We start from the raw sequence: 16,286 nt of genomic DNA, 5'->3' as shown, positions 1-16,286 counted from the left end.
ACCATGCTCCGGCCCGCCGCACCGCAAGGATACGGAGCACAGAACGGCGGAAACCGCGCTTTCCGCGGCCGCCCCCCGGACGTTATCTCACAGGAGGATACACATAGCCGCTGTCGAAGCCGAGAGGAATGCCGATCATCCAGTACACATACAGTACTGCGGTGAGCACCACGAGCAGCGCCAGCGTATAGGGCAGCATCATGGAACAGAGCGTGCCCACGCCGGTGGATTTGGCATACTTCTGGCAGTACATGATGAGCAGCGGATAGAACGGGAAAAGCGGCGTGGAAACGTTCACGGCGGAATCGCTCACACGGAAGGCCGCCTGCGTAAGTTCCGGGGAAATGCCCAGCATCATGAGCATGGGCACGAAGATGGTGGAAAGAATGGCCCACTTGGACGTGGCGGACGTGATGAGGATGTTCAGCATACCGGTAAGCAGAATGATGCCGAACAGCGTGCAGCCGGAAGGCAGGCCCATGTTCTTCAGAAATTCCGCGCCCGCAATGGCCAGCAGCGTGCCGATATTGGACTTGCCGAACACATAGAGAAACTGCGCGGCGAAGAAGGCGAACACGATGAAGGAAAGCAGCATGGTCAGCACATGTTCCATGGACTTGATGACGTCCGTGCTGCTTTTAAAGCTTCTGGAAGCATAGCCGTACACCATGCCGGGCACGGCGAAGAACAGGAACAGCAGGGGCACGATGGCCTGCATGGCCGGGGCCTTGGGGCTGGTCAGGCTGCCGTCGGGAGCACGGAACAGGGAATGTTCCGGCCAGCAGAGGGCGAAGAAGATAAGGATGAAGGTCGCCCAGGCCCAGCAGGCCTTGCGGAACGCACTGTTTTCTTCGGCGCTGATGGGGTTGAGCTGCAGGTCGGGATCGTTTTCCAGGCCGCTGTCCAGAGGCATGGTCATGCGCAGCCGGGGTTCCACGATCTTGTCGGTGACATACCAACATGCGGCGATGACGAAGAAGGTGCCTCCGAGCGCATAGAAATAGTTGCAGAGCACGTTGACGGAATAGCCGGGATCGATGGTCTGCGCGGCAGCCTGCGTGAAGCTCTGCATGACGGGATCAATGATGGAAGGGGTGTAGCTTGCGGTGAAGCCGCCGGCAAGGCCCGCAAAGGAACAGGCTATGCCCGCCAGAGGATGACGACCGCAGGAATAGAAAATCAGGGCGGAAACCGGCATCAGCACCACATAGGCGGAGTCGGACACGATATGGCAGAGAATGGAAACGAAAATGACGGCAGGAGTGAGTATTCTGCGGGGAATGATGCTCAGCAGCTTTTTAAGAAAGACATGGATGAAGCCGCTGCCTTCCGCTATGCCGATGCCCATGGTCGCGACAATGGTCATGCCGAGCGGGGGGAAGTTCATGAAATTCCTGACCGAGGAGACCACAAGGTCGAGCAGATTTTCCGGGCTCAGCATGTTGAGCACTCTGATGGTCTCGCCCGTGCTCGGATGCTTATAATTAAAAGAAATAAACGAAAGCAGGAAGGAAAGGACGATAGCTATCACCAGTGCATAAATGAAGAGCATGGTGATATGGGGCAACTTATTGCCTGCCGCTTCCACAGCGTTCAAAAACCGGTTCATGGCCCCCATGGGCTGTTCTGTTTTAGGCATATACACTCCTTACGCGCTGAATTCCGGCATAAAGCCACCTTTATGTCGATCATAAGAGAAGCGCCAACACACTCTTTTGCCCATTTTCCAGCCGGGAGGCAAGTACATCCTCTGCGGAAAATTCCAAAAAACGGTTACGGCACACCGTTTTTCCCGTATTCCCCCTTCCCCGGTGGCAAGCCCGAAAATCGGCCTGCAAGGTACGGAGCGGCTATCTCCTTCCGCAGGGAGGGGAACCTTTTCTCCGGCTCCGGCAGAAGACTGCTCATGTATGCCCTGCGGGCAGAGCCGGATATGCCACGCACTCCCGGCGAAAAACTCTCTTTCTTGCGCAGGGTTCCGACCGCCGAAATACCTTTTTTATCTTTTCCGAAAAAAAGAAGAGGAAAATGCTTGACACTCCCCCCCCATCCTGCTAATTACATACCTCGCCGAGAGACGAAATGCTCATGTAGCTCAGTTGGTAGAGCGCATCCTTGGTAAGGATGAGGTCAACAGTTCAATTCTGTTCATGAGCTCCATTTCCTTCTTCGGTTCCAGAGTCGGGATGTAGCGCAGTCTGGGAGCGCACTTGAATGGGGTTCAAGGGGTCGCTAGTTCAAATCTAGTCATCCCGACCAGAAATTTCCAAGGGAGTAACGATGATTCGTTACTCCCTTTTTCTGTTAAAGCCCTCCCCTCCAGAACACTGGAGCCCCATCACATGGCGCCGGCATAAGCCGCACGGCTCCTGCAGGAATGCTCTCCGGCCCCGGCCAGATGCAACGCTCCGATATGTCACATGGAATGCTGCCGGAAGCCCAGCAAGACGATGAAAAAATATGACTGAGCAAGACTGCGCGCCGCTTTCCCCCGGCTTTATCACAAAGAAAACTTCCGGTCTCGTGTAGCCGCAGATCGTCAAAAAGCCTTCATGGTAAATCCAGATGCGCCGTCGACGTCGCACGCGGGAAAACATGCGCCTTTTCTTCTCTTAAGGACGACCGCGACTCCTTCCCTCTGAATGATGTCATCGCAAAAATGGTATCGGACGAGAACGCCCCTGCCTCAGCAGGTGAACGTCATGGCTTCAATCAGGCAAGAGAACGGAAGAAAGGACAACAACGATTGAGGCCGGGTATTCTGCGGGGGGCGACTTCTCCCTGAAACAGGCCGGAAGGCAGTTTGCCCTGTGCATGGAACATGATGAAACATCAGGGCAAAAAGACGGTTTTCAATAAGCACGGAAGCCATGCGGAACAGCGTCGCATGGCTTCTTTTTTTAATCCGCGCGTCGAACAAAGTAAAACCTGTCATCATCGGAGGCGTAGCAGACGTAGCCCCGTTCTTCGAGTTTAAAGGCATAGCGCATGTACAATGCGCGACGGTTCTCCTGACCATCGGTAGAGAACCAGAAACTGGGCGGACGGCAGGCGTACAGCCAGTTCAGAAATTCCCGCACGGCCCAGCGATAGACCATGCTGGCAAGGACGGGATAAACGGGATGGGCAAAGGTCACAGGCTCATGGCCTCCCCAGCCGTCTGAAGGGGGACACAGGTCTGCCAGCACCACCTGCCAGTCTGCCGTGACCATGAGCGCGTAATGTCCTTTGTATCCTTTATACTCGAAATATTTTCTTTTCTCCAGATGATAATGTTCCATGTCATCTCCTTATCTCATGATCATTCTATTTTTCTTCTTACTCAGGGCAAAGAAGAAAAAGCCGGACTTTCCACAGACGTATGGATTACCCGGCAGTCTTCCGCATACGAAACGTCCGCCGACGGCAGACGGGAGACGCCTCAAAAACGCGGACGGATGTTCGGTCAGACAGAACAAGACGTTCTGCTCCGCTCGCGGCGACCTCGAACCGCTTCCCTTCCGGCGCATCGGCGTTTCTTCGGACAGACCAAGAAAAACTGATTCTGCTCCTTGTCACGCAATATCGCAGGACGATGCCTTCGTGGAAAAGTAACGCCGTATAAGGTACAAACAGAGCACGACGAAAGAACGGAACGACTGGAGAAGATTCCTTCATGGAGGATGCTCCGCCCTGCGCTGTCTCCGCTGCAGCGTTGAACAACGGACCGACGGGAACTTTTCATGAAGCTCCTTTCAACGGCCGGGGAAAACAACAGGAAAAGCCTCAGACCGCGCCGTATGCACAGGACGGTATGCACAAAAAAGAAGGGGCCATGCTTCAACAGCATAACCCCTTGAAATATCTGGTGCGCCTAGCAGGATTCGAACCTGCGACCCACTGCTTAGAAGGCAGTTGCTCTATCCAGCTGAGCTATAAGCGCGCTCCTTGTGTTGTAGTGAAGCTTGGCCGCGGGGTCAAGCAAAAATTTCATGTTATCGCTTAAACCAGTGTTCTATGCGCATACGGAAGATACGACTGAAGAAACGGATGAACACCCCCGTCAGAACAGCCGTAACCACGGTGCCTTCCCGCAGGCCCTCTATACCGTTCAGACAGAGCCATCCGAGCAGCGCGGCGATGCAGACGAGCGTGACGTCGTTGATGACCTTGAGGTTCCCGAAAGGCAGCCTGGTTCTGTAGGCCAGCGCCAGTACGAAGCCTTCCCCGGGAATGACCGTGGTGCTGCTGGCAATTTCCAGCATGATGCCGAACGCCATGATGACGCAGCCTGTGAGCGTCATGGCCATGCGCATGAGCCATGCCTCGGGAATAAAGGCATGGCTGAGCCACAACCCCAGATCGATGAACAGGCTGAAGACGAACACGCACGGAAGCTGGAGAAACTGTCGAGCTCGGAACGTCTTTCCCAGAAGGGGAATCTGCGCAAGCAGCATGAGAACATTGATGCAAAAAGTTCCCGTTCCCATGGATATGCCGAAAATTCTGGCGATGACATACGGCACGCTGGAAATGGGCGTCGTGCCGAGCTGAGCGTTGGTGACAAGAGCGATGCCGTTCCCCATGAAGAACAGGCTGAGAAAAAAAACGACCCAGCGTTTCACGCGCTCTCTGGAAATGTTTGTCTTCATACATCTCCCCGGTGAAGTTTTCCTCCGGCCTCCATACTGCGCATGTCCGCCGTGAGGTGGAAGATATGCGTGCCTACCGCCTCGCAAAACAGCGCCGACCGGACAATTCGGAAGCGCAGCCGGAAACGGAGACCGGCGCCGTATTTCCCGGCTTTTCCTTTCAAAAAGCCTGAAAAAAAGCCTGTCCGGGCAGAACCTCCGGCAGAAATGCGGCATTGCTCAGGCACAGGGCGCAACACCCTGTGCGTCGGGCATCATGCCCCGCAGCACGGCAGCATCGAATACGCTTCCTCATTCATATATTAATATGATGATATTCTATTCAATATTGCTTACAATAGCAAGTTTTGCCGATAAAAAAAGCCTGCCGAAAGGCAGGCCGTATGCCGGGGAACCTGTTCAGAAGCCGGGACTGACCGCGGCCCTTCCGTCGCCGAGCATGGTATATACATACTGTACGGTGCGCTCATCCACCGGAACGATGGGAAAACGATTGCGGCAGGAACCGCAGGTCACCGTCATGGGCTGCACGGGGGCGACCAGCACCACCTCGTTTCCGCAATGCGGGCAGGGGTAGACAAAAAGCATGGCCATGCTTTCAGGCCTGACCGGTTCGCTATGGATCATTCCATCCTCCATGAAGGTTCCAGAAAAAAGGCGCAGGGCCCCGCGCCTCTGCGGGGCCCGTATTCTCAGGCAAGCAGATTGTTGCCGGTCATTTCTGCGGGAACGGGAACGCCCCACAGGGTAAGGAGGGTGGGCATGATGTCGCCGAGCTTACCGTTGCCGACGGGATGAGCCTTTCCCTCCTCCACAATGAGGAAGGGCGTCTGGTTCAGGGTATGGGCCGTCTGCGGACGTCCTTCCTCATCGATCATCTTCTCCACGTTGCCGTGGTCGGCGGTGATGCACAGAATACCGCCCTTGTCCATGACGGCCTTTTCAATGCGGGCCACACAGGCGTCCACGGTTTCGCAGGCCTTGACGGCAGCCTCGATCACGCCGGTATGTCCCACCATGTCGGGGTTGGCGAGGTTGCACACCACGAAATCGTACCTGCCGCTGTTCCAGGCCTCGATAAGCTTGTCGGTCACTTCCACGGCGCTCATCTGAGGCTTGAGGTCGTAGGTGGCGACATCGCGGGGAGATTCCACAAGAATGCGGTCTTCGTTCTCAAACGGAGCCTCGCGGCCGCCGCTGAAGAAGTAGGTGACATGCGCGTACTTTTCCGTTTCCGCAATGCGCAGCTGCTTCATGCCCATGGAAGACACCAGTTCGCCCATGGTCTTGTCCAGATTGTCCTTGGTGAAGGCCACCGGCGCGGTGAGCGTGGACTCATAGGAGGTCATGGAAGCCACGCCCGCCATATCGGGCATGACGCCGCGGTCGAACCCGGTGAAATCAGGGTCGGTCAGGGCGCGCACCAGCTCGCGGCCGCGGTCGGCACGGAAGTTGAAGCAGAACACGCCGTCGCCGTCGCGGATGACGGATTCGGAAGGATCGAGCAGAATGCGGGGCTTCAGAAATTCGTCGGTTTCTCCTGCGGCATAGGCCGCGCGCAGTGCTTCGGTGGGGCTGGAGATGCGTTCCCCCTTGCCGTGCACAAGCATGGTCCAGGCTTCTTCCACTCTTTCCCAGTGCTTGTCGCGGTCCATGACATAGAAGCGGCCCACCATGTCGGCAAGCTTCGCACCCGTTTTTTCCAGCTCGGGTTCCAGGCGGGCGACATAGTCGATACCGGAAGAAGGAGGCGTGTCGCGGCCGTCGAGGAAGGCGTGAACAAGCGCGGGCACGCCCTCGCGCTGAGCCATTTCCAGAAGCGCGAACAGGTGATTGATATGGCTGTGCACGCCGCCGTCGGACAGAAGGCCGCAGAAATGAATGCGGCCGCCGCGGGCGCGGGTCTTTTCCAGCAGGTCGACCAGCACGGGATTTCTGAAAAGATCCCCGTTTTCAATGGCCATGTCGATACGGGTCATGTCCTGATAGACGATGCGGCCCGCGCCGATATTGAGATGCCCCACTTCGGAGTTGCCGATAAAGCCGGAAGGCAGACCGACCTGTCGGCCGGAAGCGTCCAGCCTCCCCATGCCGGGCATGGAGAAGAGGCGGTCAAGCGTGGGGGTATGCGCCAGACTGGCGGCGTTTCCCGGACCGGCAGGCGCAAGGCCGTAGCCGTCGAGAATAAGAAAAAGGGTCGGTTTTACAGACATCAAAGATTCTCCTTTCCTTCCGCTGCTGTGGCGGGCAGCGCTTCGGCGCCTGCCCAGAGAGCCTCAAGATGATAAAGCTCCCGGACGGGCTCCTGAAAAATGTGAACGATGACATCGTTGAGGTCCACCAGGACCCACTGACCTTCCTGATATCCTTCCGTACGGAGGATTTCGAACTTTTCCTGCTTGCACATTTCCGAAAGTCCGTCGGCCAGGCTGCGGGCATGGCGGGCGGAAGAAGCGGAAGCGATGATGACGATATCGGCCAGCGGGTTGCCTTCCGGCAGCTGAAACACGGCCAGATCGCGCGCCTTGTGTTCGGCCAGCCAGTGCTGCATGACGGGAGCCTTTTCAGAAGCGGGAAGCGTGGAATACTTTTTTTCTTTGGTCATGGTGTCCCTCAGTAATGATCGATATGAATGGGGCGTAAGCATACATCATTCCCGGAGCAAGCGCAAATAGCAAAGAGCCGGCCCGGCCCCCGGCTTTCCTTTTTCCCCCTTCCCTTCTATGATGCCCGGGGAGGATACGACATGACGGATTTTCATATCATTCTCACCCCTGACGGGTCGGCGGGCGGACTGAGCGCCGCTTCCGCCCTGCGTTATGCTTCTCTGGCCGGGCTGCGCTTCGCGGCCCTCATTCTGCCGGGGGGAGAAAGCGACTTTTCCCGTCTGGCCGCTCTGGCCCGCGAAGTGCGGACGTGCAGCCTCTACGCCAATGTGGAGGCCCGCACGGGGGTGGAGCTTCGCCACGTTCCGCCGGCGCTCATCCCCTCTGCGGTAAGGGAGGCTCGACGGGCCGGAGCGGAACTCGTGCTCGTACACGGGGAAAGTCTTGCCGATCAGGTGGAGGAAGGAACCAACCTCGCCGCCATAGAGGCCGATGCCGACATTCTCGCCCACCCCGGCCTCATCGACGCCGAAGCCGCAGCCTTTGCCGCGGAAAAGGGGGTGGCGCTGGAATTCACCTCCTGTCCGAAGCATGGACTGACCAACGCGCATACGGCGGCCATGGCGCTGCGTTTCCACTGCCCGCTGGTGCGGGGAAGCGCGGCACGAAAGGCCGAGGAAATCACTCCGCGGGCATTCTGGCCTTTCATCATAAAGGGCTCCGACGTCTTCCCCCACGGGGATAATCAATATAATCTTTCGGAATTATTGAGAAAGAGCGAAGAATCACTCATCCGCAAGCTGATGAAGCCATAAAAAAACAAAAAAATTTAAAAAAAGTGACCATTATCTCTTGACGGATGGGGTGCGTTTAGGTAGTTTCCTCCCTGCCGAGAGACGAAATGCTCATGTAGCTCAGTTGGTAGAGCGCATCCTTGGTAAGGATGAGGTCAACAGTTCAATTCTGTTCATGAGCTCCATTTCCTTCTTCGGTTCCAGAGTCGGGATGTAGCGCAGTCTGGGAGCGCACTTGAATGGGGTTCAAGGGGTCGCTAGTTCAAATCTAGTCATCCCGACCAGAAATTTCCAAGGGAGTAACGAATCATCGTTACTCCCTTTTTCTGTTAATGCGCTCCTGCTCCGGGCAAACGCCCCGCTCCTCCTTTCGACCCTCCCCGCATGTACGCCCCTGTGCCGGGACGGACATGCTTCAGGACTCTCTTCCTCTGAAAAACACAGAAGAAAAATCGGCATTCCGCCTTACGGCCGGAGGCCCGGACAATCCCTGCCCGTCTGATGGGGCACCATGATACAGGATTCTCCGTCTCCGTTTTTCTCCGGTGTGCATATTCTCCCGGCGGTAATGTTCTCCCCGGAGGATGACTCCTTTCCTCCACGGCTCCGGCACGACATCCCGGGTGGATGCATCGCACGGTCACGCTCCTCCGGCACGGCGTCCTTCCGGGAGAAGTATCCTTTCTCCCTAAAAACGGGAAAACAGCGTTCCTTGCGCTGAAGCTCACGCATGGATACCCCCCCTGCCGGAGCGCCATCCCCTGTACGCCCTCCTTCACGACCGTGCCTGCGACAGGTCGCCTCCCTTCCTCTGCCTTTCCGATGTCCGCAAAACGGAACGCAGACCTTCCCTCCCCGCTTTCCGCATGATACGCGGCCGAAAACTGTTCCCTCCTCATCATGACGGCTCCGACAAAGCAATACCGGCACGCAGTTCTGCAGGAAAATGCAAGAGAAAGAAAGGGAAGACGCCTTGACCGGAGAAACTTTTTCGGAATATTCTGAAGGAAAAGCAGAAAACCTCAGCCATGGGAAACAGCGATGAAAAGTCCGAACTCACTTTCCCGCCATGAAAGATTCAGAAGGCAGCGTCGGCGCGTTCTGGCCGCCCTCGCCGCGGCAGGCGTCGTGTACACTTCTCCCGTGCTCTTTTCCATTAATGAAGCCTGCGCCGCCGACAGACCTCCGCACAGAAGCAGACCTTCCCGGCCGTCCCGCAGGAGTCGCCCGTCCCGGCGGCCTTCGCCTCCCAGCAGGCGTTCCCGCCCCAGCCGTTCCCGGCCGTCCCGGCCCAACAGGTCGCGGCCGAGCCGTCCCTCGCGGATGAGCAGACCCTCCCGCCCCGACAGAGCACTCGTTCCTCCGCCTCCGCGCCATCCGCTGTAATACCAGATGCCCTGCCAGCCCGGGCGTGTCCGCCCGGGCATGGCCATGCCCGGTATGTTTCCGGGTCTGCCTTTTTCCGCACGCGCCTTCCCGGCACGGCCTCATGAAAACCTGCCGCGGCCTTGTCTGAAAAGACGGCGGAGCGGCGCAGCAGCCCCTGCCGCAGGAGAAAAGGCTCTTTCATGGCGGCGCCCCGGGCTTTTTGTGCCCGCAATACGGAAACGTTTCCCCTGCCGCCTTCGGCAACAGCGACCGGCCTTGCCGGCAACAACATGCCTTTTCCCAAAAGTCCGTGCCGTCTCCGGGGGCGTGCGGAGCAGAACGGAATGCTCATGACGGATATTCTCTTTACCGGTGTGGAACGCCCCGTACGCTTTCTGCATTGTCCCATGCTGCTCGGGCAGGCACGGCGTTTTTTTCACGCCTGGCCCCATGAGGAAGCAAGACTCCCGGAGGGCGATGCCGTCATCCATGTGCGTGCCTTCGGCCGGGAACCCGGAGGATACGATATACGCGCGCCGTGGATGCCCGGCCCCTGTCATGAACCTTCCATGGCAAGCGCGCTGTGCAGTCTGGCCATAGAGCTTGTCGCCGCCTTCTGCGAATCGCATCCGCAGATGACGTGTCTGCACGCTGCCGCCGTGCGCTCCGGCAACGGCACGTTGCTTCTGCTGGGCGACAACCATGCCGGGAAAAGCACACTTGTCGCCCGGCTCATGGCTGAAGGCCGGGTATGCCTGGGGGACGACCTCATCGGCGTCGCTCCCGGAGGAACGCTGTGGTCCTTCGGCATTCCGCCCCGTCTGCGTCTGCCGCTGCCCTCTTCCCCGGGACTTGCGGCATTCGTGCAGAAAAACAGAGGCATAAGGGACGACCGCTATCAGTACCTGCGGGCGGACTGCGCCTTTTCCGCCCCCTTCGGACAGGCCCTGCCCCCCGACCGCATCATCATACTGCAGCGCCGCAGCGGGGAGCGCGCCCGTCTTCTTCCCGTAACACACGACTCCGGCCTCATGCAGCTTCTGCCTCACTATGTCATGCGCAGAGGCTCCGCCGACATCGTACTCGGCCAGGCGGCACACCTGATACGGAACGTTCCCGCGTTCGTGTTCCGCTATTCCGGTCTCGACGAAGCGGCCGACGTTCTGCTGAACCGGCCGTCCACGGATGCCGTCGCGCCCGAAGCTCCCCACCATCCCCGCCCGCACGAATCGTCCCCGGCCATGTACGCCCGGGAAACTCCCCGGCTTTCCCGGACATGCCACAGGCAGGCCCCCGGTACGCGGATCAGGGTGGAACACGGCAACATCTTTCTGATGGACGGAGCCTCCGACCGCATGTACGGACTGAACCGGCTGGGAGAAACACTCTGGCACATGCTGGAACAACCTTTAAGTGAAGCGGAAGCCGCGCAGCTCCTTCAGGAAGCGTTTCCGGGAACGGACAAGGGCCGGATAGCACACGACGTTGCGGAAATCTTCGCCCGTCTCCGGCACGAAGGCCTTATCCTGCGATGTACTCCCGAAACGCCTCCCCGGGCAGAAAAAAACAGAAACTGACGGGCAGCGCCGCTCCGCGCGGAAAGGAACACTTTTCCGCAGATCCGCCCCTTCCCGGATATGAGTCAAAAAGCTCCGGGCCCCTTCCTCCACAGTGTTTTCCGGCATTTCACCACGGCCGAACATTGTATTTTGCAGGCATATTGCGTATGTTCTTCCCAACTCCTGCGAGGTCTGCCATGCCTGAACATTTCCGTCCCTTCCGTTCTCTGCTCCTTCTCCTTTGTCTTCTGCTTCTTGCCGGGAGCGGCCACGCCCGGGCAGGAGAAAAGGTATGGCGCGTCCTGTATGTGGAAGGCGGGCCTTTCTCCAATTATCAGCAGACGCTTGCCCAGACGGCGCGAGGTCTGGAAAAACTGGGTCTCATCGACAACGGTCAGGTTTCCATTCCCGAGGGAACGGAATCCACCAGTTCCATGTGGCTGTGGCTGGCCGATCATGCCCGGGGACGCATAACATTCCTGCGTGACGGACATTATTCCGCAGAATGGGATGCCGTTGCCCGTAAAAACATACGGGAAGCCATCATCGAACGCGTGCGGGAACGCAGAGACGTGGACATGATCATTGCCATGGGAACCTGGAGCGGACTCGACATGTGTTCCGAAGACCTGGGCATTCCCGTATTCTCCATGAGCGTGACCGACGCCGTGAACGCGGGCATCGTGAAATCGGCCGAAGATTCCGGCAAGGACAACGTCCATGCCCAGCTGGAACCCGGCCGCTTCCGCCGCCAGATCTCCATGTTCCATGAAATATTCCACTTCAAGAAGCTCGGCGTGCCTTTTGAGGATACGCCGGAAGGCCGCAATACCGCAGCCATGGACGAAATAGAGCAGACGGCGAAGGATCTCGGCATCGAACTGGTGCTCCGTTCCGCACCGCTGGATCTGCCCGACCCCAAAGAGGCCTTCAAGAACCTCATGCGCTGCGTCACGGAGCTTTCCCGGGAAGCGGACGCCATCTACCTCACCTATACTTCCACCCCCATGGAAAAAATTCCCGAACTCATGGCGCCCGTCATTGACGCGGGCATTCCCTCCTTCGCCCAGGCTGGGCCGCAGCTTGTGGAATACGGCGTGCTCATGAGTCTTGCCCAGGCAAGCTTTGCCGACATAGGCATGTTTGAAGCCGAGGCCATGGCCGCCGTCATCGCAGGAAAAAAGCCCCGCGAGGTAAGCCAGATCTTCGAACCCGAACTGGGGCTGGCCATCAATCTGAAGACAGCCATGCGCATAGGCTGGAATCCGCCTCTGGAAATCCTCGCCGCCGTGGATGAAATCTATCAGCAGATTCCGGCGGCGGACCATGACTGATCCGCGCCTCCGCAGACTTCTCACAGGGGGAATTCTTGCCCTGCTCTGCGCCCAGCTTCTCTACGGCGCGCTCATGCTTTCGGCCCTGTACAAGCAGTATCAGGAACCGGTATTCCAGATAAACGGACTGGTCTGCCGGGACATTGCCGACCATCTGGGCCTTCTGGTGCGTGTGGGCAAAAGCCTCCGGCCGCAGACGGTGGAACGGTTCCTTTCTCTCTACCGCACACGGACGGAGGCGGAAAACATTGCCGTGACCGACGGAGCGGGCAACGTCATATTCCAGTGGGACAAAAACGGCGGGTCGCGCATCATTCCTCCCGCCGACGCGGATACCGTATTCGGCAGCGTACGGAAATTCTCCACGGACGAACAGTTCTGGACGACCTGCCCCATTTCCGGCAGGCAGGGAGTCGTGGCCGGGCATGTGCTTCTGGCTCTCAACAAGGAGCGCATCTCCGGCGTCATCGCCCATACGGCCCAAAGCCAGCTCTGGCTTTTTCTCGGAGTATCGCTGGCGGAATGCCTCCTGCTCGTTCTGCTCATGCGCCTTCAGAGCGGCGCGGGCGGAAGCGGAAAGATACCTTCCGGTCTGAGGCTGCGCCTCTCCTTCATGATGCCGCTCATTCTGGGGCAGATACTCTTCCTCCTTCTGCTCCATACGCCCCTCTCCCGTCTGTATGAAGCGGAAACCGCCCATACCGGAAGGCAGCTCGCCCGTCAGATGACCTGGGATCTGGAACGGCTTGCGGGCATGGGCCTGCCGGTGAGCGGCATTCACGGTATGCAGCTGTGGATGATGGAAAGGCAGCAGCATGTTTCCACCCTGGGCATGGCCGTCTTCGACGTGACCGGCCGCCTTCATGCCGCGGCCGACGCCAACGGCTACCTCTACCCGGAAGACTGGAAACGCCTGACGGAGGAACACCGGCCCGTACGGCTCGATATCTGCCACCCGGCGGACGGCTCCCCGGCAGGAAGCGTACAGGTGCTCATGAATCCCTCAACCATACGGAGCAACCTCCTCTCCGTCATGCTGGACAACCTGACCATGACGGTGGTTGCCGCGCTCTTTCTTTCCGAGCTGATCTTCCTGCTCATCATGAGCGGCAACGGACTGACGGCCATGGCCTCTTCCCCCGGGTTCATGCGCCCCATCATCTTCGCCTGTCTTTTCGCCACGGAAATGTCCATGTCCTATGTGCCCATCCGCATAGGCGAGCTGGGGCTCGACCTGTTCGGTCTGCCGCCCGAAGTGGTTTCCGGCCTGCCCGTTTCCTGCGAACTCTTCATGGCCGGGCTTGCCATGTTTGCAGGCGGTTTCTGGAGCCAGAAGTCGGGCTGGAAGCCCATGCTCCTTTCCGGCGTGCTGCTGGCATGTCTGGGGTCCTTTGCAAGCTGGCTTTCTCCCTCCGCCCTGCCCTTCATTCTGGCAAGAGGCATGTCCGGCCTGGGATACGGCTTCATCAACCTGGCCGCGCAGGTCTTCGTCATCGCCCATTCTTCCGAAAGCAGCCGCGCGCACAACCTTGCCTTCATGTTTGCGGGGCTTTACGCCGGTACGCTGTGCGGCAGCTCCATGGGCGGCCTCATTGCCGACCGGCTCGGCTACCAGGCCGTGTTCCCGGCTTCCGCCGTCATGCTCGTGATCACCCTCGCCGCCCTTTCACGCCTGCTGCCCAAAGAAACATGGCAGAGCGGAGAAAGTTCCGCCTCGAAACTCAGCCTGCAGGAAGCCTTCGCCTTTCTTTCCGACAGACGCATGGGAGCCCTGCTTCTCTTCTTCATCATTCCCAATGCGCTCATCACGGTGTGCCTGTTCCAGTTCTTCATGCCCCTTTCCCTGAGTCAGGCCGGAACCTCCCCCGCCACCATAGGACGCGTTTTTCTGCTGTACTGCGTCATCGTCATGTTCGCCGGCCCGTTCTTCGGTTCGCTGCTCGACAGGGCGAAAAGCATGGTGCCTCCGCTTTTCCTTTCCATGCTTGTCGTAGTGCTCAGTCTCATGGCCCTTCTGGTGCTGGACGGACTTTCCGCAGCCATGCTCAGCGTGGCCCTTCTGGCCGTGAATACGGCCATAGCCTCCAACGGACAGGGCGCGTACGCCCTTTCCCTGCCTGCGGCGCAGAGTTTCGGCCGGTCCCATACCATGGGCTTTTACAATGTGGCCATGCGCATCGGGCAGGTCCTCGGGCCGCTGAGCCTCGGCATCATGATGTCGGTATGGAACGCACGCACGGGCATTACCGTGCTGGCCGTGTTTACCGGCCTCTCCGCCCTTCTTTTCGCCGTGCTGAGTATCTCACGCTCTTCATCCAAGGAATCCTGATGCCTCTTCTTTTTCTTCGCAGAAACGCCCTGAAGCACAACCTCGCCGCAGCTCAGAAGCTGTGCCGCCGCGCAGGTACGGCGTGCATGTTCGTCTTCAAGGAAGCGCCGCTCCATGCGGATCTTGTCGCTTCCCTTCTTGCGGACTCTCCCGTGAGCAGGCTCGGACTCGTGGCCTGGCCCTATGAGGACTTCCCCCGTATCGAAGGGGTGAGCCTGCACCATGTGTACGCGCCTTCTCCCCAGCTTGCGGAAAAAACCGCGCTCTGCCGCTGCGTATACGTCAATTCCCCGTATGCCGCGACGACGCTGCGCAACGCCTGCAGAGGCCTCCTCCCCGAAGTACGCATTTCTCTGGAAGCGGGGGACGGACGCGACGGCGTCCTGCCGGAAGAACTCCCCGGACTCTGCAGGAAAATACGACGCCTCGGATTTTCTCTGCGCGGTCTTTCCGTCAACTTCGCCTGTCTGTCCCCCCATGCGCCTACGCCGGAACTTCTGCGCTTCGCCGGGGAGCAGCTTGAGAAGGTGCGCGGGTTCTGCATGGAAGGAGCCGACATCTCCGCCGGGGGCACCGATGTGCTGGAACTGGCGGAAAGCACGCCTCTTCCTCCCTCCATCGGTGAAATACGCTGCGGCACCGGCGTGATGCTCGGCATTCATCCCCTTACCCGACGGCCTCTTCCGGGCGCGCGGCAGGATACTTTCCGTCTGGAGGCCCATGTCATGGAGTGCCGCGTGAAAAACGGCCGTCATATGGCGCTTCTGGATGTGGGGAGCTTCCATACCGCGCCGGAATGTCTGCTTGCTCCCCTGCCGGGCATGATCTTCTGCGGAGCTTCGTCGGCCTACGCTTCCTTTGATGTGACGAACTGCCCGGAAAACCTGCGCGAAGGCGCGGCCCTTTCCTTCGGACTGGACTATCATTCCCTTTCCCGCGCGCTTACCTCCCGGGCTCTGCCTCTGATCGTGGAGGACGCATGAACGACATCCTTCTCCGCTCCGCCCGGGAACAGGATCTGGAAGAGCTGGTGCGTCTGGAACACTCCGTGGAAGCCTCCCTGCCCTCCCGCGACATTTTCGCCGTGGACGAAAAAGAATTCTATGAACCCATCCTGCGCGGCGAAGGGCATATCCTGCTTGCCTTCGACGGGCAAGAACGCATCGCCGGGGTGAGCGTCATACGTTTTCCAGGGAGAAGCGACCCGGACAATCTGGGCCGCGGCCTGCTGCCGGAAGAACGCCTGGAGCAGGTCCGGCACCTGGAATCCGTCTTCGTGCGGCCCGACATGCAGGGAAACAGGCTCGCGGAACGTCTGGTGAGGGAAAACATGCGCCTTACCGACCAGAGCGGCCGTACCATTTCCATGGCTACGGCATGGCCGGGCAATGCCGCAAGTCTGAAGCTGCACCTGAACCTCGGACTTTTCATCCGCGCCTTTGCCTTCAAATACGGAGGAAAGGCGCGCCTCATCCTCATGAGCGGGGGGAAAGCCGACCGGAGCGTCCCTCCCCGGCTTGTGGAGTCCATGGACATCGACGGGCACCTTGCCGCGCTCGATGCGGGACTCGCGGGCGCAGGACTCAGGCGCACGCCCGGAGAGTCCTCCTTCATGGTGGAGTATTTCCCCCTTCCCCCAGCATGAGAAGGCCTTTCCGAAAGCCG

12 protein-coding genes and 5 tRNA genes are annotated in these 16,286 nt (G+C 59.0%); 10 read left to right on the top strand and 7 right to left on the bottom strand.

The features are described 5' to 3' along the window. Positions 1-82: 82 nt before the first annotated feature. The gene (locus CZ345_RS07380) at positions 83-1,639 is read right to left on the bottom strand and encodes an AbgT family transporter (protein ID WP_083717214.1); all 1,557 of its coding nucleotides are present in this window, start codon (positions 1,637-1,639) and stop codon (positions 83-85) included. Positions 1,640-2,084: 445 nt separating this feature from the next. Between CZ345_RS07380 and CZ345_RS07375 the strand changes: the two genes are divergently transcribed. Both CZ345_RS07375 and CZ345_RS07370 read left to right on the top strand, forming a co-directional pair. Then, positions 2,085-2,160: transfer RNA gene (locus tag CZ345_RS07375), tRNA-Thr, on the top strand. A gap of 22 nt (positions 2,161-2,182) precedes the next feature. Further along, positions 2,183-2,259: transfer RNA gene (locus tag CZ345_RS07370), tRNA-Pro, on the top strand. 641 nt (positions 2,260-2,900) lie between these two features. On the opposite strand, the gene CZ345_RS07365 is transcribed toward CZ345_RS07370, so the two are convergent. The 6 genes from CZ345_RS07365 to rsfS form a co-directional block, all read right to left on the bottom strand. Then, positions 2,901-3,281, bottom strand: coding sequence for a hypothetical protein (locus tag CZ345_RS07365; protein WP_077072519.1), 381 nt, complete (start codon positions 3,279-3,281; stop codon positions 2,901-2,903). A gap of 564 nt (positions 3,282-3,845) precedes the next feature. Further along, positions 3,846-3,922 (bottom strand) — tRNA-Arg (locus CZ345_RS07360). A gap of 52 nt (positions 3,923-3,974) precedes the next feature. Further along, positions 3,975-4,631, bottom strand: coding sequence for a YczE/YyaS/YitT family protein (locus CZ345_RS07355; protein WP_077072518.1), 657 nt, complete (start codon positions 4,629-4,631; stop codon positions 3,975-3,977). Positions 4,632-5,030: 399 nt separating this feature from the next. Then, entirely contained in the window at positions 5,031-5,258 is a 228-nt protein-coding gene (locus CZ345_RS07345) for a Lar family restriction alleviation protein (protein ID WP_239446640.1), read from the bottom strand. Positions 5,259-5,323: 65 nt separating this feature from the next. After that, complete coding sequence (gene gpmI, locus CZ345_RS07340) at positions 5,324-6,844, bottom strand: 2,3-bisphosphoglycerate-independent phosphoglycerate mutase (protein ID WP_077072515.1); 1,521 nt, start codon at positions 6,842-6,844, stop codon at positions 5,324-5,326. Then, complete coding sequence (gene rsfS / locus CZ345_RS07335; protein ID WP_077072514.1) at positions 6,844-7,236, bottom strand: ribosome silencing factor; 393 nt, start codon at positions 7,234-7,236, stop codon at positions 6,844-6,846. The genes gpmI and rsfS overlap by 1 nt, the downstream gene beginning before the upstream one ends. 141 nt (positions 7,237-7,377) lie before the next feature. On the opposite strand from rsfS, the gene CZ345_RS07330 reads away from it, so the two are divergent. The 8 genes from CZ345_RS07330 to CZ345_RS07290 all read left to right on the top strand — a co-directional run bounded on the left by CZ345_RS07330 (position 7,378) and on the right by CZ345_RS07290 (position 16,266). Continuing rightward, entirely contained in the window at positions 7,378-8,052 is a 675-nt protein-coding gene (locus CZ345_RS07330; protein WP_077072513.1) for a histidinol phosphate phosphatase domain-containing protein, read from the top strand. An 88-nt stretch (positions 8,053-8,140) separates the two neighbouring features. Continuing rightward, a tRNA-Thr gene (locus tag CZ345_RS07325) sits at positions 8,141-8,216 on the top strand. 22 nt (positions 8,217-8,238) lie between these two features. Continuing rightward, positions 8,239-8,315, top strand: a tRNA-Pro gene (locus tag CZ345_RS07320). A 1,434-nt stretch (positions 8,316-9,749) separates the two neighbouring features. Then, entirely contained in the window at positions 9,750-10,976 is a 1,227-nt protein-coding gene (locus CZ345_RS07310) for a PqqD family peptide modification chaperone (protein WP_162274947.1), read from the top strand. A 179-nt stretch (positions 10,977-11,155) separates the two neighbouring features. Then, entirely contained in the window at positions 11,156-12,292 is a 1,137-nt protein-coding gene (locus CZ345_RS07305) for an ABC transporter substrate-binding protein (protein WP_077072510.1), read from the top strand. Further along, entirely contained in the window at positions 12,285-14,621 is a 2,337-nt protein-coding gene (locus CZ345_RS07300; RefSeq protein ID WP_077072509.1) for an MFS transporter, read from the top strand. Before CZ345_RS07305 ends, CZ345_RS07300 begins: the two co-directional genes overlap by 8 nt. Further along, on the top strand, positions 14,621-15,604 hold the full coding sequence (locus CZ345_RS07295; protein WP_077072508.1) for an alanine racemase: 984 nt from the start codon (positions 14,621-14,623) through the stop codon (positions 15,602-15,604). Before CZ345_RS07300 ends, CZ345_RS07295 begins: the two co-directional genes overlap by 1 nt. Beyond that, positions 15,601-16,266 (top strand): GNAT family N-acetyltransferase, encoded by a 666-nt coding sequence (locus CZ345_RS07290; RefSeq protein ID WP_077072507.1) that lies wholly within the window; start codon positions 15,601-15,603, stop codon positions 16,264-16,266. The genes CZ345_RS07295 and CZ345_RS07290 overlap by 4 nt, the downstream gene beginning before the upstream one ends. The last annotated feature ends 20 nt before the right edge of the window (positions 16,267-16,286 follow it).

The organism is Mailhella massiliensis (genome assembly GCF_900155525.1).
Taxonomy (GTDB): domain Bacteria; phylum Desulfobacterota; class Desulfovibrionia; order Desulfovibrionales; family Desulfovibrionaceae; genus Mailhella; species Mailhella massiliensis.
This window is presented reverse-complemented; position numbering and strand designations above follow the sequence as displayed.